At 31.7% G+C, this 22017-nt stretch carries 20 protein-coding genes; 10 read left to right on the forward strand and 10 right to left on the reverse strand.

Annotated elements, in window-relative coordinates; all coding sequences use genetic code 11:
* Window positions 1-1201: dihydrolipoamide acetyltransferase family protein (locus ABI549_RS03560; RefSeq protein WP_348075078.1), on the reverse strand; the 1201-nt coding region annotated here is incomplete at its 3' end.
* Between the two features lie 108 nt (window positions 1202-1309).
* Window positions 1310-2476, reverse strand: coding sequence for a glycosyltransferase family 2 protein (locus ABI549_RS03565; RefSeq protein ID WP_348075079.1), 1167 nt, complete (start codon window positions 2474-2476; stop codon window positions 1310-1312).
* A 38-nt stretch (window positions 2477-2514) separates the two neighbouring features.
* On the opposite strand from ABI549_RS03565, the gene ABI549_RS03570 reads away from it, so the two are divergent.
* The 3 genes from ABI549_RS03570 to ABI549_RS03580 all read left to right on the forward strand — a co-directional run bounded on the left by ABI549_RS03570 (window position 2515) and on the right by ABI549_RS03580 (window position 5706).
* Window positions 2515-4377, forward strand: a complete 1863-nt coding sequence (locus tag ABI549_RS03570) for an ABC-F family ATP-binding cassette domain-containing protein (protein WP_348075080.1) — start codon at window positions 2515-2517, stop codon at window positions 4375-4377.
* 135 nt (window positions 4378-4512) lie between these two features.
* Window positions 4513-4728 (forward strand): hypothetical protein, encoded by a 216-nt coding sequence (locus ABI549_RS03575; protein ID WP_348075081.1) that lies wholly within the window; start codon window positions 4513-4515, stop codon window positions 4726-4728.
* 315 nt (window positions 4729-5043) lie between these two features.
* Window positions 5044-5706, forward strand: a complete 663-nt coding sequence (locus ABI549_RS03580) for a thiamine diphosphokinase (protein ID WP_348075082.1) — start codon at window positions 5044-5046, stop codon at window positions 5704-5706.
* A gap of 102 nt (window positions 5707-5808) precedes the next feature.
* Here the strand turns inward: ABI549_RS03580 and ABI549_RS03585 are convergent, their stop codons facing one another.
* Window positions 5809-6816 (reverse strand): zinc dependent phospholipase C family protein, encoded by a 1008-nt coding sequence (locus ABI549_RS03585; RefSeq protein WP_348075083.1) that lies wholly within the window; start codon window positions 6814-6816, stop codon window positions 5809-5811.
* 230 nt (window positions 6817-7046) lie between these two features.
* On the opposite strand from ABI549_RS03585, the gene rlmF reads away from it, so the two are divergent.
* Both rlmF and ABI549_RS03595 read left to right on the forward strand, forming a co-directional pair.
* On the forward strand, window positions 7047-7991 hold the full coding sequence (gene rlmF / locus ABI549_RS03590; protein ID WP_348075084.1) for a 23S rRNA (adenine(1618)-N(6))-methyltransferase RlmF: 945 nt from the start codon (window positions 7047-7049) through the stop codon (window positions 7989-7991).
* An 80-nt stretch (window positions 7992-8071) separates the two neighbouring features.
* A complete protein-coding gene (locus tag ABI549_RS03595) occupies window positions 8072-9163 on the forward strand; it encodes a serine hydrolase (RefSeq protein WP_348075085.1) in 1092 nt (363 codons plus the stop codon).
* 38 nt (window positions 9164-9201) lie between these two features.
* On the opposite strand, the gene ABI549_RS03600 is transcribed toward ABI549_RS03595, so the two are convergent.
* Both ABI549_RS03600 and ABI549_RS03605 read right to left on the reverse strand, forming a co-directional pair.
* Window positions 9202-9585: a PUR family DNA/RNA-binding protein gene (locus ABI549_RS03600; RefSeq protein ID WP_348075086.1), complete on the reverse strand. Its 384-nt coding sequence runs from the start codon at window positions 9583-9585 to the stop codon at window positions 9202-9204.
* 65 nt (window positions 9586-9650) lie between these two features.
* The gene (locus ABI549_RS03605; RefSeq protein WP_348075087.1) at window positions 9651-11411 is read right to left on the reverse strand and encodes an ABC transporter ATP-binding protein; all 1761 of its coding nucleotides are present in this window, start codon (window positions 11409-11411) and stop codon (window positions 9651-9653) included.
* A gap of 193 nt (window positions 11412-11604) precedes the next feature.
* Between ABI549_RS03605 and ABI549_RS03610 the strand changes: the two genes are divergently transcribed.
* The 4 genes from ABI549_RS03610 to yajC all read left to right on the forward strand — a co-directional run bounded on the left by ABI549_RS03610 (window position 11605) and on the right by yajC (window position 14589).
* The gene (locus ABI549_RS03610; protein ID WP_348075088.1) at window positions 11605-12708 is read left to right on the forward strand and encodes a Glu/Leu/Phe/Val dehydrogenase; all 1104 of its coding nucleotides are present in this window, start codon (window positions 11605-11607) and stop codon (window positions 12706-12708) included.
* A gap of 161 nt (window positions 12709-12869) precedes the next feature.
* Window positions 12870-13781, forward strand: a complete 912-nt coding sequence (nusB, locus tag ABI549_RS03615) for a transcription antitermination factor NusB (protein WP_348075089.1) — start codon at window positions 12870-12872, stop codon at window positions 13779-13781.
* Between the two features lie 12 nt (window positions 13782-13793).
* Window positions 13794-14306 carry a DUF1573 domain-containing protein gene (locus tag ABI549_RS03620; protein ID WP_348075090.1) on the forward strand — a complete coding sequence of 171 codons (513 nt, stop codon included), beginning with the start codon at window positions 13794-13796 and terminating at the stop codon, window positions 14304-14306.
* A gap of 10 nt (window positions 14307-14316) precedes the next feature.
* Window positions 14317-14589, forward strand: coding sequence for a preprotein translocase subunit YajC (gene yajC / locus ABI549_RS03625; RefSeq protein ID WP_348075091.1), 273 nt, complete (start codon window positions 14317-14319; stop codon window positions 14587-14589).
* Between the two features lie 142 nt (window positions 14590-14731).
* Here yajC and ABI549_RS03630 read toward each other — a convergent pair whose 3' ends face one another.
* The 3 genes from ABI549_RS03630 to ABI549_RS03640 form a co-directional block, all read right to left on the reverse strand.
* Entirely contained in the window at window positions 14732-16693 is a 1962-nt protein-coding gene (locus tag ABI549_RS03630) for a DEAD/DEAH box helicase (protein ID WP_348075092.1), read from the reverse strand.
* Between the two features lie 100 nt (window positions 16694-16793).
* Window positions 16794-17366 carry a non-canonical purine NTP diphosphatase gene (locus ABI549_RS03635; protein ID WP_348075093.1) on the reverse strand — a complete coding sequence of 191 codons (573 nt, stop codon included), beginning with the start codon at window positions 17364-17366 and terminating at the stop codon, window positions 16794-16796.
* A 16-nt stretch (window positions 17367-17382) separates the two neighbouring features.
* Window positions 17383-17967: an ACP phosphodiesterase gene (locus ABI549_RS03640; RefSeq protein WP_348075094.1), complete on the reverse strand. Its 585-nt coding sequence runs from the start codon at window positions 17965-17967 to the stop codon at window positions 17383-17385.
* A 137-nt stretch (window positions 17968-18104) separates the two neighbouring features.
* Between ABI549_RS03640 and glmM the strand changes: the two genes are divergently transcribed.
* Entirely contained in the window at window positions 18105-19493 is a 1389-nt protein-coding gene (gene glmM / locus ABI549_RS03645) for a phosphoglucosamine mutase (RefSeq protein WP_348075095.1), read from the forward strand.
* A 70-nt stretch (window positions 19494-19563) separates the two neighbouring features.
* Here the strand turns inward: glmM and pepT are convergent, their stop codons facing one another.
* Window positions 19564-20826 carry a peptidase T gene (pepT, locus tag ABI549_RS03650; protein WP_348075096.1) on the reverse strand — a complete coding sequence of 421 codons (1263 nt, stop codon included), beginning with the start codon at window positions 20824-20826 and terminating at the stop codon, window positions 19564-19566.
* A gap of 171 nt (window positions 20827-20997) precedes the next feature.
* The gene (locus ABI549_RS03655; protein ID WP_348075097.1) at window positions 20998-21957 is read right to left on the reverse strand and encodes a hypothetical protein; all 960 of its coding nucleotides are present in this window, start codon (window positions 21955-21957) and stop codon (window positions 20998-21000) included.
* Window positions 21958-22017: the final 60 nt, after the last annotated feature.

Here is a 22017-nt window from a genome sequence, read left to right on the forward strand (position 1 = left end):
TATGTGAAAGGAACATTTTTTGACGGATTCCGATGAAATCTCCTTCTGGAGTTTCGATAACTGCTGGTACTTTTCTGATAGCTCCAAGTGCTAGTATTCCAACTTGTGGCTGGTTGATGATCGGAGTTCCAAAAACACTGCCGAAAGTTCCAACGTTTGTTACAGTATATGTTCCGCCTTGTGTATCGTCTGGTTTTAGTTTTCCTGCTTTTGCACGGTTTCCTAAATCATTTACCGCTTTTGCCATGCCAACTAGGTTTAGTTGATCTGCATTTTTTATTACAGGGACGATTAAATTTCCGTTTGGTAAAGCTGCTGCCATTCCTAGGTTTATGTTTTTCTTTTTGATGATATAATCGCCATCAACCGAGATATTCATTCCTGGGAAATCTTTTAGCGCTTTTGCCACAGCTTCCATCATAATTGGTGTGAAAGTAAGTTTTTCTCCTTCGCGTTTTTCGAAAGCATCTTTAACTTTATTTCTCCATTTTACAATATTAGTTACATCAACTTCGATAAACGATTGTACGTGTGCCGATGTTTGTACTGACGCCACCATGTAACCAGAAATAAGCTTACGCATTCTGTCCATTTCTACAATTTCATCGCCTCCGTTTACAGATGGAGGAGCTGATTGTATTTTTGGTTGAGCTGCTTGTACTACTGGAGCAGCAACTTCTGTTTTTGCAGCAACAGGTTGATTCCCTCTATTCGCAATATATTTTAAAATATCTTCTTTATTTACACGACCATCTTTACCAGAACCTGCAATAGATTCTAATTCAGCTAAAGAAATCCCTTCTTCTTTTGCCATATTTTTTACTAATGGAGAAAAGAATTTATCTGAATCTGAAAAATTAGCTGGAGCTGAAACTGCTTCTTTTGCAGCTTCTACGGTTTTAGTAACTTCTGCAACGGCAACTGGAGTGGCTTCTTGTTTTACAACTGCAACATCTCCTCCTTCGGTTTCAATAATAGCAATAGTTTGTCCTACTTGAACTAAATCATCTTTGTTAAATAATTGCTCTACCAAAATTCCTGAAACTTCACTAGGAACTTCGCTATCTACTTTGTCGGTAGCAATTTCTAGAACAGCTTCGTCCATTTCGATTTTGTCACCAACTTGTTTTAACCAATTTGTGATAGTCGCTTCTGCAACGCTTTCTCCCATTTTTGGAAGTTTTAATTCAAATCTTGCCATATTGTTTGCCTAAAAGGTTGTTTTGGTTTTGATGATGCAAAAATACTAAAAGTTTTTAGTTTTTACCACGAATTGCACAAATTTACACGAATTCAGAAAAAGCTAAATTTAATATTTTAAATCCAATATTAAAATTACTTCTCCTCGATCATTACTACTATTGCTACCTATAAGAAAATCAGCGTTTTGCGGAAGTATCTTATAAGTTGTATTCTTATTTTTATTTATTTGAATTGTTTGAATTATTTCTTTAAAATTGACATAATTATTATCAAAAATGATTTCAATTCTGTTTTTTTGAACTAAAAATTGCGAATAATTTATTTTATTTGCGTTATTTTTTTGAAGGACAACCTCAGCTTTTAATTGAATTTCTAGTTTTTCTCTCAATCGCTTATTATCTGAAATTAAAACATAGTTTTCTGGTGCTACTCTTTCTTTTTGTTTGCCTTGAAACCTCTTGATAAATGAGAAAAATACAATTCCTATTTTCATAAATAAAGAGAAGGAAACCGATACTTTAAAGTGCTTTTTATAAAAGAAATTCATTGCTTCTTGAAAACGTTTCATATACGTTTCGTCTTTTATTGTACTTTCGCCTTTATAATGAATTACGGTTGTTTCGTGAAAATAATAATTCGATTTTCCTTTTTGCAGAACCATATAACTCAAATCGATATCATCCGAATACATAAAACAATTTTCGTCGAAACCGCCTACTTCGAGATACAATTCCCGTTTCATCACCATAAAAGCTCCCACGAGAATATCGACTTTTCCTGTTTCATTTTCATGTAAATGTTGCGCATAATATTTTCCGAAGTGTTTCGAAAATTTATACAACCCGAAAATTTTAGTAAATGCTACAAAAGGAGTTGGAACGCCTCGTTTGCTTTCTGGAAGAAAATTTCCTATTCCATCTATGAGCTTACAACCTACGATTCCTAAGTTTTTTTGCCTTTCGGCGAAAGCCAAAATTTTTGTAAAAGTATCTTCGGCAACAACTGTATCTGGATTAAGAATACAAATATATTCGCCCTTTGCCTGAGCAACTCCTATATTATTCCCTTTTGGAAAACCTAAATTCTCTTCATTCGAAATGAGTTTTACGTTTGGAAAACGTTGTTTCATCATTTTGCAACTATCGTCCGAAGAATTATTGTCAATGACAATAATTTCTGCATCAATTCCTTCAATAGCATTTTGGACGCTAAGAACACATTGTTCGAGAAAATAACGAACATTATAATTAAGAATGATAATGGATAGTTGCATTTGACAAATATAAATTACTTTTGCAAAAAATTACTCTTGTGAATTACTTATCTGTAGAAAATATTTCTAAGTCTTTTGGTGAACGAACTTTGTTTGATAAAATTTCTTTTGGAATAAACAAAGACCAAAAAATTGCTTTCATTGCCAAAAATGGTTCTGGAAAAACTACTATCATGAATATCCTTAATGGTATTGATGATCCTGACACAGGTCAAGTCGTAATTCGCAAAGATATTCGAATGGCTTTTTTGTCTCAAAATCATAATTTACAAGACGAATTAACCATAGAAGAAAGTATTTTTGCCTCAGATAATGAGACGCTTAAAATAATTGAAGCTTACGAAAATGCACTCGAAAATCCAGAAGACGAAGAAGTTTACCAAAAAGCTTTCGACGGAATGGACCAACATAATGCTTGGGATTTTGAAACACAATACAAGCAAATCTTATTCAAACTGAAGTTAGAAGACTTTAAATTGAAAGTGAAAAATCTTTCTGGTGGTCAGAAAAAACGTTTGTCACTAGCCATTATTTTGATTAACCGTCCTGATTTATTAATTCTAGACGAACCTACCAATCACTTGGATTTAGAGATGATTGAATGGTTAGAAAGTTATTTTGCCAAAGAAAATATTACTTTGTTTATGGTCACGCACGATCGTTTCTTCTTAGAACGTGTTTGCAACGAAATCATTGAATTAGACAATGGAAAATTATACCAATACAAAGGAAACTATTCTTATTATTTAGAAAAAAAAGAAGAACGTCTTATTTCCGAAAATGCTAGTGTAGACAAAGCTCAAAATCTATTTGTAAAAGAATTAGCTTGGATGCGTCGTCAACCAAAAGCAAGAACTACAAAGTCTAAATCACGTCAAGACGATTTTTATGTTATTAAAGAAAAAGCCGAAAGTCGCCGAAGAGAAAATGTGGTAGAATTAGAAATTAATATGGAGCGTATGGGAAGCAAAATCATCGAGCTTCACAAAGTTTCTAAAAAGTTTAATGACAAAGTTATTTTAGATGAATTTAGTTTCGATTTCCAACGTGGTGCGAGAATTGGTATCATTGGAAAAAACGGAACTGGAAAATCTACTTTTTTAAATTTATTAACCAGTACAATCCCCGCAGATAGCGGTAAAGTTGTAGTGGGAGATACTATAAAAATTGGTTACTACACACAAAGCGGTATCAATCCTAAACCAGGACAACGTGTTATAGATATTATAAAAGAATACGGAGAATTCATTCCGCTTACGAAAGGAAAAATAATTTCCGCTTCACAATTATTAGAGCGTTTTCTTTTTGACAGCAAAAAACAATATGATTACGTAGAAAAATTGAGTGGTGGCGAACTAAAACGTTTGTATTTATGTACTGTTTTGATTCAGAATCCCAACTTTTTGATTCTCGATGAGCCAACAAATGATTTGGATATTGTCACGCTAAATGTTTTAGAAAGTTTCTTATTAGATTATCCAGGTTGCTTGCTTGTAGTATCTCACGACCGTTATTTTATGGATAAAATCGTAGATCATTTATTTGTTTTCCGTGGTGAAGGAGAAATCGAAAATTTCCCAGGAAATTACTCTGATTTTAGAGCCTACGAAGACAGTGCTGATGTTGCTCAGAAAGAAGAAAACAAAGCAGAAAAGAAAGATTGGAAACAAAACAATCCAACAGGAAATTTGACTTTCAATGAGCAAAAAGAATATCAAAAAATAGAAAAAGAAATTAAAGATTTAGAGGTTCAAAAAATAGCAATCGAACAACTATTTTCTGACGGAAAAGTCGCTGATGCTGATATTTCTGCCAAAGCAAAAGAGTTAGAAAATATTATTAATAAAATGGAAGATAAAGAAGAACGTTGGTTTGAATTATCCGCAAAAATTGAAGGATAATAAGCATATTTTTATAATTTACAACCAGAATTCTTTTATTTATAAAGACTAAAATATCCGGGTTATTTCTTTATCAATTACTAAATAAAAATTTGCAAGATATATTCGTATATTAGCAGAAATAATTTTAAAAAAATGAAAAAATATCATTCACTTTTTAATTCATCATACAAATCATCACTAAGAAAGCCAATTAGCATAATGCCTATCTTAATACTTATGACCGTAATTGTTTTTTGTATATCCCATTTAGGAAAAGATTGTGCAAATTATGACAAAAGACATTCTGTAAATGTAAATAAAACTAGACAGGTAGATTTTTGTAATATATTAGAACAGGGCCAAACATAATACTTTTATATTTTTTTTATTACAAACTATATTGAAGTGAATTAATTCGACAGAAAATCTGAGTCTCAATTAGTAAAAATAATATCAAAAAGAAAAATAGATTTAAAAAATTTAGAAGTTCAAAAAGGGAATAAAGTAACTATTCTATAAAAGATAAGTAATAGATAATAATGTTTTTATAACAATAAAATATTATTAACAAACTCAAAATATTACAAAATCTAAGCTTTTCTCTATTTTGTTTTCTATTTTAATCTAGGTTATAAAACTATGAATTATCTATTTACATGGTAAATATAAAAATAAGCAATAAAAATGTCCTCCCATCACATCGTTCGAGATGATCAAGAACCTGCATTAATAATTGCCAACGGCGCAGCTTGTAGCGAAGAACTATTGGGACAATTATTAGAATGGTCTCCACTAGTAATCGTACTAGATTCGGCAATCGAACGAGTATTAGAGTTAGGTATAAAAGTAGATGTTTTATTAGGTGATTTTGATCGTGGTTTCGACCCAGAATTTTACAAAGAGAAACAATTCCCTCTCGAAATAGTATATGCTCCAGATCAAAACAAAACCGATCTCGAAAAAGCATTTGATTATCTTATAGAAAAAAAAATTCCAATGGTTAATGTGGTTTGGGCTACAGGAAAAAGAGCAGACCATACCATTACAAACCTAACAAACATTGTTAGATATAGAGGCTTATTAAAAATTGTTATTATAGACGATCATTCTAGAATATTCTTATTACCTAGTCGTTTCGAAAAATGGTACACAGCAAACACGCCAATTTCAATAATTCCAATTGGAACAGTATCAGGAATTCATTCTAAAAATCTATTTTATCCTTTAGATAATGATACTTTAACAATAGGATACAGAACAGGAAGTAGTAATCATGTCCTTCAAGACGGAATTGTAATAATAGAACATCAAGAAGGCGATTTGTTGCTTATGGAATGTTTTGATTAAATCCTCTAAAAAAGTAATTAAAAATAAGGTTACTGGTATTTAGGTAGAAGTAATATTTTTTTAAAAACCTGCAAGATCTTTTTTGACCTTGCAGGTTTAATATTAATCATTCTCTTTTACTGATTCCAAACCAAAAAGCTTACCTTTTTTATTTAAAAGTTTGTTTTCTTTTCTTAATCGGTTTGAATTACTTTTAGTTAACACTTTAGCATCTAAATCGTCAAGATTTGGTTTTCCACCATTAACCCAAGCCGTATACCAAAAATTTGAAACGTCTTTGATAGAATGGCGCATTTGACTTTCAACCATTCCGTTTAACGCTTTATGAAAAGCCTCAGCATATTCATTGGATTGAATTTTTTGCTTGTATTTATTTAAAATTAATTCCCCTTTTTCGTCTTTTTTGTATAATTTATCTTTGTCAAAATTTGCTTTTGTATTTTTGTCAACAAGTAAAAGTTGATCGACTAATTCATGACTATTTTTTATAATCGCCCAAGTTTCTGCTGAAACGTCTTTTAGATAAACTGCTTTTTCTACTTTAAAATTATAATTTTCACCAAACAATTCAGGTATTCTTGATTCCCAAAAACTATGAATTCCTTTTTGGTCAGTCAATTGCCCATCGTGGTTGCTTGATGTGTGTAACGGCATATTTGCATCAGCAATGTAATGTGCTAAATCGCCCGAAAGAAATAAAATTTGCGATTTGTCCTTATTTTGAAATGCTTTGGTTAATTTTTCCATCATTTCATTTATATGCCAGGGTAAAACTCCTTGTTCATCGAGTACTTTCTCGGTAAATTTATTTTTAGCATCAGCATAGGTTTTTGGGAAACTATCTATTTGAGTATTGTTAAAACCTTCAATGTCAATGTAATGCTTATGACCTTCAGTTTTATCACTCATAGTGGCTTTTCTCACATCTGGCACAACAGATTCTTCGGTAATAAAATCGATGTGGTTGTAATAAAACGATTTCATTTCATCGGGTAATGCAAAAACGGCTGCATGAGAAATATGTTTGTGTCCCCAAGAACCCCAACTTATTGATATAATTACTGCTAAAAAGATGAAAGTTGAGAAGGTTTTGTTAGAATTGAATTTCATTAGATTTTTTTTTAAAAATAGTATTTTAATTATTATTTTCTTTTTAAGTTTTATAAATTATTTATTTTGCAAAACTAATAAGTAAATCAATTTTAATTTTGGTAACTATATATAATTTATTGTTAATTTTTTAATTTAGAATGATTAAGTGAATATTTATTGTTCGGTTTGTATGCATTACAAACTAATATGAGTTATTCTTAACTATCTTTGTAATTGAAATTAAGAATATGAAAGCGAACATAGTTACCGAAAAAACAAATCTTCATCCTAGAAATAAACATAGATTTGGATACGATTTTAATGACCTGATAAAAACATCTACTGAATTAAAAAAATATGTTTTTATAAACGAATATGAAACTCAAACTATCGATTTTAGTAATCCTGATGCTGTAAAAGCACTAAACAATGCATTATTAATAAAAGATTATAGTATTCAGAATTGGAATATTCCTAAAAATTATCTTTGCCCACCTATTCCTGGAAGAGCGGATTACATACATTATATAGCAGATTTATTAGCACATTCAAATAATGGAATAATCCCAGAAAACGAAAGTGTAGTCGGTTTAGACATAGGAATTGGATCAAATTGTATTTATCCAATACTAGGTAATTCGATCTACAATTGGAGTTTTGTAGGAACCGATATTGATAATAATGCCATTCAAAATTGCAAAAAAATAATCGAACAAAACCCAAAACTTATTGATGCTATAAGCTTACAATTACAAGTAGAACCTAGATATATTTTCAAAAACATCATACTTCCTGAAGATAAATTTGCTTTTACGATTTGCAACCCTCCTTTTCATAATTCGGCATTCGAAGCAGCAAAATCATCGATAAGAAAAGTAAATAATTTACAGGAAATTAGAACAAAAAATCCTGTTTTAAACTTTGGCGGACAAAATGCCGAATTATGGTGTGATGGTGGGGAAATTGGATTCATTACTCAAATGATTTATGAATCTGCAAAATATCCTTTGCAAGTATTATGGTTTACAACGTTAGTTTCTAAAAAAGAAAACTTACCAAGTATTTACAAGATTTTAGATAAAGTTTCTGCTGTAGAAATAAAAACTATTGATATGGCTCAAGGTCAGAAAAATAGCCGTATTGTAGCTTGGACATTTATGAGTAAACCACAACAAAATGCCTACACTTTTTAGTTTTTATTAAAAAAAAATAATCCTAAATTAAACTATTTAGAAAATAGATTGTCTAATTTTAAAAACTAATAACTAAACTTATGAGATCATTATTATTTTTAGGGTTAAGCATAATTACATTAGTAAGCTGTAGTTCTGATGATTCTACGCCTGTTCCGACTCCAGTAACCCCAACTCCAACAGAAGCAATGTATTATCCAACTATTGGAAGTACTACTTGGGATACAAAAACAATTCAATCTTTAAATTGGAATCAAACAGCAGTGCAACCACTTTTAGATTATTTAGCTTTAAAAAATTCTAAATCTTTTATAATTTTAGTAAATGGTCGTATTGTAATGGAAAATTATTTTAACGGACACACGCAAAGCTCTTTGTGGTACTGGGCAAGCGCCGGAAAAACTTTGACATCAACAGTAACTGGAATTGCACAACAAGAAGGATTATTAAACATAAATAATAAGGTTTCTACATATCTAGGAAATGGATGGACGAGCGCTCCTTTAGCAAAAGAGAACTTAATTACCTGTAAAAATTTATTATCCATGAATTCTGGTTTAGATGACTCCCTAGGTGACGACGTATCTCCAGTAAACTTACAATATAATGCAGATGCAGGAACACGTTGGGCTTATCATAATGTCTATGTAAAACTACAAGATGTAGTAACACAAGCAACAGGACAAACTTGGAATAATTATTTTAACTCAAAATTGAGAGACAAAATAGGTATGAATACAAATGATCTTTGGTATAATGATTCAAGTGGATTAAGAGTATATTGGAGTAACACGCGCAGTATGGCACGTTTTGGTTTGCTAATGCTTAACAAGGGAAAATGGGAATCAGAACAAATTCTAAACGAAGCCTATTTTACAGAAGCAACAAATACTTCTCAAACAATAAATCAGTCATATGGTTATTTGTGGTGGCTTAATGGGAAATCTAGTTATCACTTGCCTCAAAGTCAGTTTCAATATCCTGGAAGTATTATTCCATCTGGACCAACAGATATGTTTATGGCATTAGGAAAAAATGATCAAAAGATATATATTGTTCCAAGTAAGAAAATGGTTGTCATTAGAATGGGAGATGCTGCAGATGCCATAAACCTTGCATTATCTGATTTTGACAATGTTCTATGGCAAAAAATAAATGCACTATACCAATAAGGGTTAGTGCATTTATTTTTTTTTAATCTTTTAGTCTTTTAAATATCCTCAAAATCTATATCTGTAAAACTTTCTGTAGATGGTATTTCATCATTTGATTTATCTGAAACATATTCTTTTTTAAAATCTTTTTGATGTCTTTCTGATATTACTTCTTCTCCTTTGTTATTTAACACATAAGAAGTCATTTCTTCAAGGATTTCTGAGAAAGCAGTAAAATCTTCTTTGTATAAATAAATTTTATGTTTTTTGAAGTGAAAAGAACCATCTTCTTCAGTAAATTTTTTACTTTCTGTTATGGTAATATAATAATCATCCGCTTTTGTAGAGCGTACATCAAAAAAATAAGTTCTTCTTCCAGCTCTTAATACTTTAGAAAAAATTTCTTCTTTTTCTAACATATCATTTTCATTCCTATTCATTATTTAGTTTTTTTTGGTTGTTTTGTTTCATCAAAAGTGAAAAAAAAAACAGAACAAAACAACAATTATAACATTTCTTTTTCAGCAATTTGTTTTAAATATAAAGCTTTATAATAACCATCTTGGTTTACTAATTGATTATGAGTTCCTTCTTGCACAATTTTTCCTCCATCAATAATAATAATTTTATCTGCATTTTTTGCCGATGAAACCCTGTGACTCACAATTATCGTTGTTTTTTCCTTGCAAATGACTTCAAGATTATTCAAAATTGTTTCTTCGGTTTCAGTATCTACGGCCGATAAGCAATCATCTAATAATAAAATTTTCGGATTGCTAATAATCGCTCGAGCAATAGAAACACGTTGCTTTTGTCCGCCAGAAAGCGTGATGCCACGTTCGCCAAGTATAGTTTCGTATTGGTTCTTAAAATCGAGAATATTATCATGAACTACTGCATCTTTTGCTGCAGTAATTACTTCTTCGTCGGTCGCATTTTCTTTACCAAACTTGATGTTGTTTTTTATCGTATCCGAAAATAAAAAAGCATCTTGCGGCACAACCCCAATACTACTGCGCAAATCTCTTAAGTTTGCTTCAGTAAGTTGAACACCATCTAAAGTTATATTACCAGAAGTAGGATCATATAATCTGCTTATTAATGATAAAACGGTCGATTTTCCTGAGCCAGTTCGCCCTATAATTGCTAAAATTTCTCCTTTATTAACCGAAAAACTAATATCATCTAAAGCTTTAATCTTTGTATCCTCATAAATAAGTGACACGTTATTAAATCTGATATTTCCATCAAATGTCATGGGAGTCAAATTATTATTTTTAATCTCGGGTTCTATTTTCAAAAACTCATTAATACGTTTCTGAGAAGCCTCTGCTTCTTGTATTAATGACGAAACCCAACCTAATGTAGCTACTGGCCAAACTAACATATTTACATCTAGTATAAACGTAGCAATATCCCCAATAGATTTTATACTTCCATTAATGTACATCATTCCACCTAAAAAAACAACTAGAAGATTACAAATACCTATTAGAAGCAGAATAAGTGGACTAAACAAAGCTTGTATTTTAGCCAGTTTCATACTCTTTTCATTACTTTGTATAGATAAAACATCAAATTCATCTTGTTTAACGTCTTCAATACTATAAGCTTTAATCACTCGAATTCCAGAAAACATTTCCTGAGAAAAATTAGATAGGGTTGATAAATTTTCTTGGAAAACGGTACTACGAGAATTAATTTCGGTACTTAACCTAAAAATTAAATAAGCAAGAATTGGTAAAGGTAAAAGTGTATATAATGTAAGTAAAGGCGAAATTTGACACATATATATAATGATTATTGTAAAGCTAATAACGGTATTTATAGTATACATAACTGCCGGGCCAACATACATTCTTACACGACTCACATCTTCACTAATGCGATTCATCAAATCTCCTGTTCTATTTTGCTTGTAAAAATTTTGTGTTAAATACTCGTATTGCTTAAAAATCTCGTTTTTTAAATCAAATTCAATATGCCTAGACATAACGATAAGCATCTGACGCATAAAAAAAGTTAATATTGCTGCTAATATGGTAGTTCCTAATATCAATAAAATATTTTTAAATAAAATTTCTCTAATAACAATAGGATTTGACTCAGTCAATTTTAAATATTCCTCAATTGCAGTTATGGAACTTCCTATTAACTTTGGCGTAAATAACGAAAATATTCTTGCCGCAATAGTAAATAATATTCCCAACGAAAAATGGTATTTATATTTTAAAAAATAGGGGTTTAAATAGCGTAGTTCTTTCATTTTATGAGGATAATTTGTAGTAAATTCTATTTTTTTTAATAAAAAGCGTTAATTGTCTAAATTTCTGATTATTATGTAATTATGAATTCAATAATTTTTTGTTAAAAATAAGGTTTAGTTTTATGAATTTTTGAATTTAATCCGTAATTTTGCACGAACCTTTTAAAAAGGCATACTCTAAAAAATATTCATTATGATTACAGAATCTGTAAAAGCTAGCGAACTTCATAAAATTGATCCAGTTTTTGGACAATTGTCTTTCGATAACCACGAACAAATTGTTTTTTGCAATGACAAAGATACTGGTTTGAAAGCAATAATTGGCATACACAACACAGTTTTAGGACCTGCACTTGGTGGTACTAGAATGTGGAAATACGCTAACGAATGGGAAGCACTAAACGATGTTTTGCGTTTGTCACGCGGGATGACTTTCAAATCTGCCATTACAGGATTAAACCTTGGTGGAGGTAAAGCAGTAATTATTGGGGATTCTAAAATAGATAAAACTCCAGAAATGATTGCTAAATTTGGTCAATATGTTAACTCATTAAGCGGAAAATATATTACTGCTGAAGATGTAGGAACAACTACTGGAGACATGGATTTAATTCGTTTACAAACACCTCATGTAACTGGTGTATCTATCGAAAAAGGAGGTTCTGGAAACCCATCGCCTGTAACTGCTTACGGAGTTTATATGGGAATGAAAGCAGCTGCTAAATATAAATTTGGTTCAGATGCTTTAGAAGGCAAAAAAGTTTTAGTCCAAGGAATTGGTCACGTAGGTGAAACTCTTGTAGATTACTTAACAAAAGAAGGTGCAAAAGTTATCATTTCAGATATAAACCAAGGAAGATTAGAAGAAATAGGTAATAAATACGGAGCAAAAATTTATACTGGAGACGATTTATACGGAGCTGATGTCGATATTTATGCGCCTTGTGCACTTGGAGCAACTATAAACGACGATACAATTCATAAAATAAAAGCAAAAGTTATTGCTGGAGCTGCTAACAATCAGTTAGCAAACGAAAATACTCACGGAGCAATATTACAAGAAAAAGGAATTGTTTATGCGCCTGATTTCTTGATTAATGCTGGTGGAATCATTAATGTTTATGCTGAAATTGTAGGTTATGATATGGCAGAATCTATGCGTAGAACCGAAAATATCTATAACACAACATTGGAGATTTTTGATTATGCTGATGCAAATAAAATCACAACGCATCAAGCTGCAATGAGAATTGCACAAAATCGTATCGATTTAAGAAAAAAAGAAATCAATAAATAGATTAGTTAGATTATTAGACTTCGTGATTCTAAAATATCATTTTGTCTAAAAATTTTTAAAAATAAATTGTACTTTTGTAGAGCGAAAGATTTTCTTTCGCTCTACTAATTTTTAAATGTTCTTGCAAAGTGTTAAACAGACGACATATCCGAGTTAAAGTAATGCAGACGCTATATTCTATGCGTCAAACACAATCAGATAATTTGGAAAAAGAAGAAAAATTCTTATTTCAAAGTATCGAAAACGTACAAGATTTGTACCTAATAATGGTGTCAACATTGGTCGAAATCCAATCTAAAGAAGACAATTTGATAGAAATTTCTCGCAACAAACACTTAGTTACTAAAGAGGAAAAAAATCCAAATTTAAAGTTTGTAAACAACAAAGTACTTACTATTCTAACCGAGAATAAATCATTAGTTAACGCACTAGAAGACAGAAAAATAAACAACTGGAAACTTAACGATGACTATATTTTAATTTTACTACAAGCCATCAAACAGAGTGCTTTGTATGAAGATTATATGAGTAATACAAAATCTAATTTCGAGGAAGATAGAAATTTTATTGCTTCAGTTTTTGCCGAAATTATCGCACCAAATATTAAATTATACGAATATTTAGAAGACCACAAACTAACTTGGATAGATGATATTCCGTTAGTAAATACTTTGATTCTAAAACAATTAAAAGCCATTCAAAATACTGAAAATGGTAATTTCTTTGTACCAAAATTATATAACGATACAGAAGATAAGGAATTTGTAGGAAACTTATTTAGAAAAGTAGTTCTTAATGATAAAGAGCTAGCAAAAGAATTTGCAGAAAAAACACCCAATTGGGAAGCAGATCGTATTGCCGAAATAGATACTATTGTCTTAAAAATGGCTATTTGTGAGTTTCTAAAATTTCCATCTATTCCTGTAAAAGTTACGATTAATGAGTATCTTGAGCTGGCGAAAGAATATTCTACTCCAAAAAGCAGTATTTTTATAAATGGAATTTTAGACAACTTAGTAAAAGAATTTGAAGCCAACGGTAAGTTGAAAAAAACTGGAAGAGGTTTAATGTAAAATAATAAATTTATGATTAGAAATATAATGACATTTATTGTAGTTGCATCATTATTAGCGACTGTATCTTGTAAAAAAAATGACCAAAATAGCTCAATTGTTGTTGATAGTAATAATATGGTTGTAGCACAAGATCAATCAGACCAAATGGATCTTGGACCAAAGAAAGTTATGAAACCTGGAGAATATCCGAAAATTGAAATTGAAAATTCAGATTTCGATTTTGGAGATATTACACAAGGAGATAAAGTTTCTCATGTTTTTAAGTTCAAAAATACAGGGAAAACCGATTTAGTAATTTTAGACGCTCATGCTAGTTGCGGATGTACTGTTCCTGAGTGGACAAAAACTCCTATAAAAAATGGAGAAAGTGGAGAAGTAAAAATTAGCTTTAACTCTGATGGAAAAATGGGCTTACAACAAAAAACAGTAACACTCAGAACAAATACCGAAATTGGAAGTGAAATAATCAATTTCAAAGCAAATATTAATCCAAAAACGGGAGGAATTCCTGCTAAAAACTAAATAATTTATCATGGCACAATTAACACAATTTTTACCCTTTCTTTTAATGTTTGTTGTAATCTATTTTTTTATGATTAGACCTCAACAAACTAAAGCAAAAAAAGAAAGAGAATTTGAAGCGTCACTAAAAGTAGGTGACAAAATAGTTACAAAAAGTGGTTTACACGGAAAAGTAGCGGAACTATCTGAAAAGACAGTTATTATTGAAACAATGTCGGGAAAATTAAAAATGGAGCGTTCAGCAATTTCTAACGAAATGAGTGAAGCATTAAACAAAAAATAGTTTCTCTATTTAGATAATTAAAAAGGTGTAATGAAGTATTTCATTACACCTTTTTTTATGAGAAAAACCTAATTTATTTACATTAAAAAAGCCTTGAAAAAATTAATTTTCAAGGCTTTTTAGATTTTGTCTTTATGACTTATTAGCTTCTTCTTGGTCTTTTAGGTCTGTCAGAACTTGATTCAGAAGGACGTGGTGTAAAACCTGAACGTCTTTCGTTTCTTGGTGCTCTGTCTGAAGATTCACTTCTGTCTGAGCTTCTTCCAAAACCACCTTCTCTTGGAGCTGACCCTCTGCTAAATCCGCCTTCTCCTCTTGGAGCAGAACTTCTTGATTCGCTTCTTGGTCCAAAAGCACCACCGCCACCACCAGATCTTGGTGCTGAACTTCTTTCTCCTCTAAAACCTCCGCCGCCAGAACTTCTTCCGCCACCAGAACTTCTTCCGTTGTGATCACGACGTCCAGAACTTGAACCACCGTCATTTTTAGAAATCTCAACATTTATTCTTCTTCCGTTAAGGTCGAATCCGTTAAGAACTTCCATTACTTTATCAGTATGTTCTGCATCTGTATTAAAGAAAGAAAAACCTTCTTTTACATCTACTTTAAATACATCATCACGACCTAAGTCTAACGTTTCTTTTAAGAAATCTTTTAGTTGCATCCAATCGAAATCGTCTCTAGAACCAATATTTACAAAATAACGCGTTGCGCCATTGTTATTATTTTCTCTTGGAGCACCGTCTCTATCATCACGTTCACGTCTATCTGATCCTGAAGATTGATTAGAGATATCTCTGTTTTTCTTATAGTAATTGATAAAACGGTTAAATTCTACCGATACCATTTTCTTGATTAGCTCTTCTTTCGATAAATCTTCTAAAACGCTATTGATAGCTGGTAAATAGTTGTCAATTTCGTGATCAACTTCAGTATCTTTAATTTTTGTAGCTAAGTGTAAAAGTTGAATCTCACAGATTTCTATTCCAGAAGGAATTGTTTTTTCTTCAAACTTTTGCTTGATAATTCTTTCGATAGAAGAAATTTTTCGAATTTCACTTTTAGTTACAATAACTATAGAAGTCCCTAGTTTTCCAGCACGTCCAGTACGACCAGAACGGTGATTATAGGTCTCTATTTCGTCTGGCAATTGGTAATTTACTACGTGAGTAATATTATCAACATCGATTCCACGAGCAGCAACATCAGTCGCTACAAGCATTTGGATTTGTCTACCACGGAAAGCTTTCATAACACCATCACGTTGCGCTTGAGATAAATCTCCGTGCAAAGCAGCAGCACTATAACCATCTTCGACTAATTTTTCAGCCACAGCTTGTGTATCACGTTTTGTTCTACAAAAAACTACCGAAAAAATGTCTGGATTAGCATCGGCTAAACGTTTCAAAGCTTCGTAACGATCACGTGCATTTACTAAGTAAAATTCGTGAGAAACAGTTGCAGAACCTGAGTTTTTAGCTCCTACAGTAATTTCTATTGGATCGGTCATGAATTGTTTTCCAATTCTAGCTACCTCAGCAGGCATTGTTGCAGAAAACAACCAAGTGTTTTTCTCGTCTGGTGTTGTAGATAAGATATTTACGATATCTTCATAGAAACCCATATTCAACATTTCATCAGCCTCGTCAAGAATACAGTAGTTTATTTGAGAAATATCAACTAATCTTCTGTTAATCATGTCTTGCATTCTCCCTGGAGTAGCCACAATGATTTGAGCACCTCTTTTGATGTCTCTTGCTTGTTCTGTGATACTTGCACCACCATAAACCGCTACTACGTTAATACCTTTTTCGTATTTTGAGTAGTTTTTAAGTTCGTTTGTAATCTGCAAACATAGTTCGCGAGTAGGTGATAAAATTAACGCCTGAGTATTTCTATTGTTGGCATCAATTTTTTGAATGACTGGAAAACCAAAAGCTGCCGTTTTCCCTGTCCCTGTCTGAGCCAACGCAACTAAATCTGTGTCTTGTTCCAATAATAGGGGAATCGCTTTCTCCTGTACTTCGGTCGGATTCTCAAATCCTAGATCGATAATCGCACGTTGTAGCGATTCGCTCAATCCTAATTGTTCAAATTTGTTCATTATTTATTTTTAAATTCGGTGCAAAAGTACGTCGAATAAACGAAATAAACTAATGTTAAATCGATAATTAAAAATTTATTAACAATTGAAAATCAATACGTTACTTTTTAAAGAAAGTAATAAGTTGCCTTGTAGCCATACCACGATGACTTATATTTGCTTTTTCTTTGAGTGAAATCTGCGCAAACGTATGTTGATAACCTTCAGGCTGAAAGATGGGATCATAGCCAAAACCTTGATTTCCAAGCTTCTCTTTGGTAATTTTTCCTTTGACAATCCCGGTAAATAGATGTTGTTCTCCATTAATATTCAAACAAATAACCGTTTTGAATTGGGCGTTTCTATTGGGTTTATTTTCTAATTCAAATAACAACTTATCCATATTATCGTTGTCATTACGCTGCTCGCCAGCATAACGAGCGGAGAAAACACCAGGTTCTCCATTTAGCATTTCTACTTCAAGTCCAGTATCGTCAGCAAAACAATCGTAACCATATTTTTTAGTTACGTAATTGGCTTTTAAAATAGCATTGCCTTCAATAGTATCTGCGGTTTCGGGAATATCTTCATGACAACCAATATCTGAAAGACTTAAGATTTTGATGCTTTCAGGAAGCATACTTTGTATTTCCTGTATTTTATTTTTGTTGTTTGAAGCAAAAACTAATTCCATGTAATAGTATCTTAATTTATGTAAAACTTATTTTTTCTAAACAAAACGCTCGTAATTCTTCAAAAAACAAAGTAAATTCTTCTTCAAATTCTAAATAAAATTCTTGTAATTCAATAACTGCTTCTTGCATGTTTACTCTATGCTTTGTTCGATAATCCATCTGAAATAAAATTATCTCAATTCCTGGAATTGTAGCATAACTAACTAACCAGTTTCTTTCTGTCATATATGGCAAAATTTCTTTAGCCTTTTCTGAAAGAATATTATAATTATTTTCTAATAACTTATAAAAATTAGCTGCATAATCCTCAAGCTTTTCATCAGAATACACGCTCCAGTTTTTTGCTAAAAAATGGTCGTATAAAATATCCATAATTACTCCCGCATAATGTCCGTACTTTTCGTGCAAACGGTGTTTGCTTTTTCTATAAATTGGATGTGCATCGGTAAAAGTATCTATATGACGATGCAAAATAATCCCATTTTTTACCTCTTCAGGAAAATGCAGATAATCATTTCCACGAATACCATCGGCCATAAAATTGCCGATTTTCAATAAATCGTTATTTCCTGAGAGAAAAATATGGGCTAGGTAGTTCATTTCTGTAGCGCTAAGGTTCTAAGAATCTAAGTTGCAAAGGTTTTTGTAAATATATAAAAAAAACTTTGTGACTTAGTAACTTTGTGACTTATAACCTTTTTATATTTGTGTGAATTTAAAATTTATAATTAAAAAAAATGACTTTAATAAAATCAATATCAGGTATTCGTGGAACTATTGGAGGGAAAGTTGGAGACAATTTGACCCCAGTTGATGCTGTAAAATTTGCTTCGGCTTACGGAACTTTTCTAAAACAAAATAGTAATAAAGACAAACTAAAAGTTGTTATAGGTCGCGATGCTAGAATTTCTGGACCAATGATTCATAATTTAGTTATGAACACATTATTAGGTTTGGGAATTGATGTAATCGATTTAGGCCTTTCTACCACTCCAACTGTTGAAATTGCCGTTCCCTTAGAAAATGCTGATGGCGGAATAATTCTTACTGCTTCTCATAATCCCAAACAGTGGAATGCATTAAAATTATTAAATGCCAAAGGTGAATTTTTGAGCGGTGACGATGGTGCAAAAATTCTAGAAATAGCAGACGCTGAAGCTTTCAATTTCTCGGATGTAGATACTCTAGGAGAAATTACCGTTAACGATTCTTATATGGATATTCATATTGATGAAGTATTAAATTTACCTTTAGTTGATGCCGAGGCAGTTGCTAAAAGAAAATACAAAGTAGTAGTTGATGCTGTAAATTCTTCGGGAGGAATTATTATCCCTAATTTGTTAGAGCAAATGGGGGTTGAAGTGGTGAAATTATATTGTACACCAAACGGAGATTTCCCACACAATCCAGAACCTTTAAAAGAACATCTAGGTGATATTTGCAAATTGGTTCTCGAAGAAAAAGCCGATTTTGGAATTGTTGTAGATCCAGATGTTGATAGATTAGCTTTTATTTCAAATGATGGAGAAATGTTTGGTGAAGAATATACGCTTGTAGCTTGTGCCGATTATGTTTTAAGTAAAACTCCAGGAAATACAGTATCTAATATGTCTTCTTCTCGTGCTTTGCGTGACATTACAAACAAACACAACGGAAATTACCAAGCTAGCGCTGTAGGAGAAGTTAATGTCGTGGAGTTAATGAAAAAAACGAACGCTATTATTGGAGGCGAAGGAAATGGAGGCATCATTTATCCAGAATTACATTACGGACGTGATAGTTTGGTTGGAGTCGCTTTGTTCTTAACTTATTTAGCCAATCAAGAAAAAACTGTTGCCGAATTGCGTGCGAGTTATCCCCAATATTACATGAGTAAAAATAAAATAGAATTGACACCTCAAATAGATGTTGATGCGATTCTAAAAGCCATGACTGAAAAATATAAAAATGAAAACATTACCACTATTGATGGTGTGAAAATAGATTTTGCAGAAAACTGGGTGCATTTACGAAAATCGAACACAGAGCCTATTATCCGTATTTATACCGAAGCAGCCACACAACAAGAAGCTGATAAATTAGCTATACAAATTATTGAAGAAATTAAAATCATAGCTAGTATTTAAAAACAAAAATCCTTTCAGAGTTAAAATTCTGAAAGGATTTGTTTTATGTAAAATGTATGATTGTAGGAAATTATTTTTTTTCAGTCTTTTTATAATCTCCCGAAGCAGTAATTTGAGCAATTTGAACAATGACATCAATTGCTTTTTGTATGCTTTCTACAGGAACATATTCATATTTTCCGTGAAAATTGTGTCCTCCAGCAAAAATATTAGGACATGGTAATCCTTTGTATGATAACTGGCAACCATCTGTTCCGCCACGAATAGGTTTTATAAGTGGTTTAATACCTAAATTTTTCATGGCTTTTTCGGCAATATCTATAATATGAAATACGGGAACAACTTTTTCTTTCATATTGTAATATTGATCTTTTACATCAGTAATCACAATATCTTCACCAAATTGTTTGGCATATTTCTTATTCATTTTTTTTGTGATAGTATGAATAAGTTCTTTTCTCTTTTTAAATTTTCTTGCATCGTGGTCACGAATAATGAGTTCTAAATGCGTTTCCTCAATACTACCTGAAAGTTGTGTTACATGGAAAAACCCTTCGTAACCTTTTGTTTCTTGAGGAATTTCATCTTTTGGTAACTCATTAATAAATTCGTTAGCCAATAGCATAGAATTTATCATTTTTCCTTTCGCATAACCAGGATGTACACTTTTTCCTTTGAAAGTTATTTTAGCACCAGCAGCATTAAAATTTTCATATTCTAATTCTCCAATCTGACTTCCGTCCATAGTATAAGCCCAGTCGCAAGCAAATTTTTCTACATCGAAATGATGTGCGCCACGACCTATTTCTTCATCGGGTGTAAAACCTACACGAATTTTTCCGTGTTTAATTTCTGGGTTTTTAATAAGAAACTCCATTGCCGAAACAATTTCTGTAATTCCCGCTTTATCATCGGCACCGAGTAATGTTGTACCATCGGTTGTGATTAATGTTTGCCCTTTGTAAAGCAATAAATCTTTAAAATATTTAGGAGAAAGTACTATATTTTTTTCTGCATTTAATACAATATCATTACCATCATAATTTTTTACAATTTGAGGTTTTACATCTTTTCCTGTAAAATCTGGAGTGGTGTCAAAATGAGAAACAAAGCCAATAGTAGGAACTTCGTGAGAAACGTTACTAGGCAAAGTTGCCATAATGTATGATTTATCATCTATAGTAACGTCTTGCATACCAATAGCTTTTAGTTCTTCAACTAATTTGTTAGCTAAATCCCATTGTTTTGCAGTACTTGGTGTAGTTTCTGAGTTAGGATCAGACTCCGTATCTATAGTTACATAGCTTATAAAGCGATCGATAATATGTTGCATATTGTATATTTATAATGAGCAACAAATGTACTATTTTTTATATTTATTTTGTAATTCTAGCCATTTAATAAGTTCTTTTAAAATCTAATTTTACGCAATGCATTTTTATCCACAATAAGGAAAGACTTAACAAGTTTATTAAGTCTTTCCTTATTGTAAATGACAAAAATATTAATTCATAGGAATTGCGGTCAATTGATTTTCAGACCAAAATGAACTTCCTACCCCAGACATACCAAAAGTTGCTGGAGTAGTTCCATATTTTGTGATATTTGCCCACAAGTAAAACCTTATTACTCCTCCAGAAGTATTGTTTATAATTGTTTGTCCATTTGCGATTCCAAATTCTGTTGGACCCGCTAAAATTCCTGATATCAACCCACCTGACAGGATATAAGGGTTTGATCCTACAACAGTATTACTCAAATAAAGAGAAGTTCTAATAAAAGCACTTTGTCCGCTTGTCAAAATAGTAGATCCTGCTAGTAAATAAGTACCAAAAACCATCCATTTCCCAACAGGCAAATCGATATAAGCATTACAGTATGTCATTGCCGATTGACCTCCTATTGGAGTCCCATTCCCAAAATTAGCTCCTCCTCCAGCAAAAACTCCAGTTACTGCAGATTTGATGGAATTAGTTGTCACCCAAGAAGCTACACCTGTTGCATCACTTACAAGTACTTTGCCAATTCCTTCAGTTCCATCGGTGATTTTTATTTTACCTGTTATATCCAATTTTTGTGATGGATTCGGATTCCCAATTCCAATATAACCATTGTCTTTTATCCTCATTCTTTCCGATAGACTTCCTAAACCATTTTGTGATGTTAGAAAAACTAAATCCATAGCTTCAAAACCAGCTGTGTTACTGTTTATGCTCCCTCCTATATAGCTAGAAATAATATCGTTTCCTGATGTATTTGTCGTAGAAAAACAAATATTAGGATAATTACTTCCCGGAGCATTCCCTTTTATAAGTAAACCGCCATAACCTCCGAAATTTTTTTGATCAATCGTAACCTGACCGTTTACATCTAGCATAGATGTTGGTGTTATAGTATTTATTCCTACTTGTGCAAAAGAATTATAGCTTAAAGCCAAAATAATGAGTGTATAAAATCTTTTCATAACGACTATTTTTTAATTTATTGATAATAGTAGCATGGGGCAATCTAAAATCATATTATT

It is taken from the genome of Flavobacterium sp. (assembly GCF_039932285.1).
In the GTDB taxonomy this organism is placed as follows: domain Bacteria; phylum Bacteroidota; class Bacteroidia; order Flavobacteriales; family Flavobacteriaceae; genus Flavobacterium.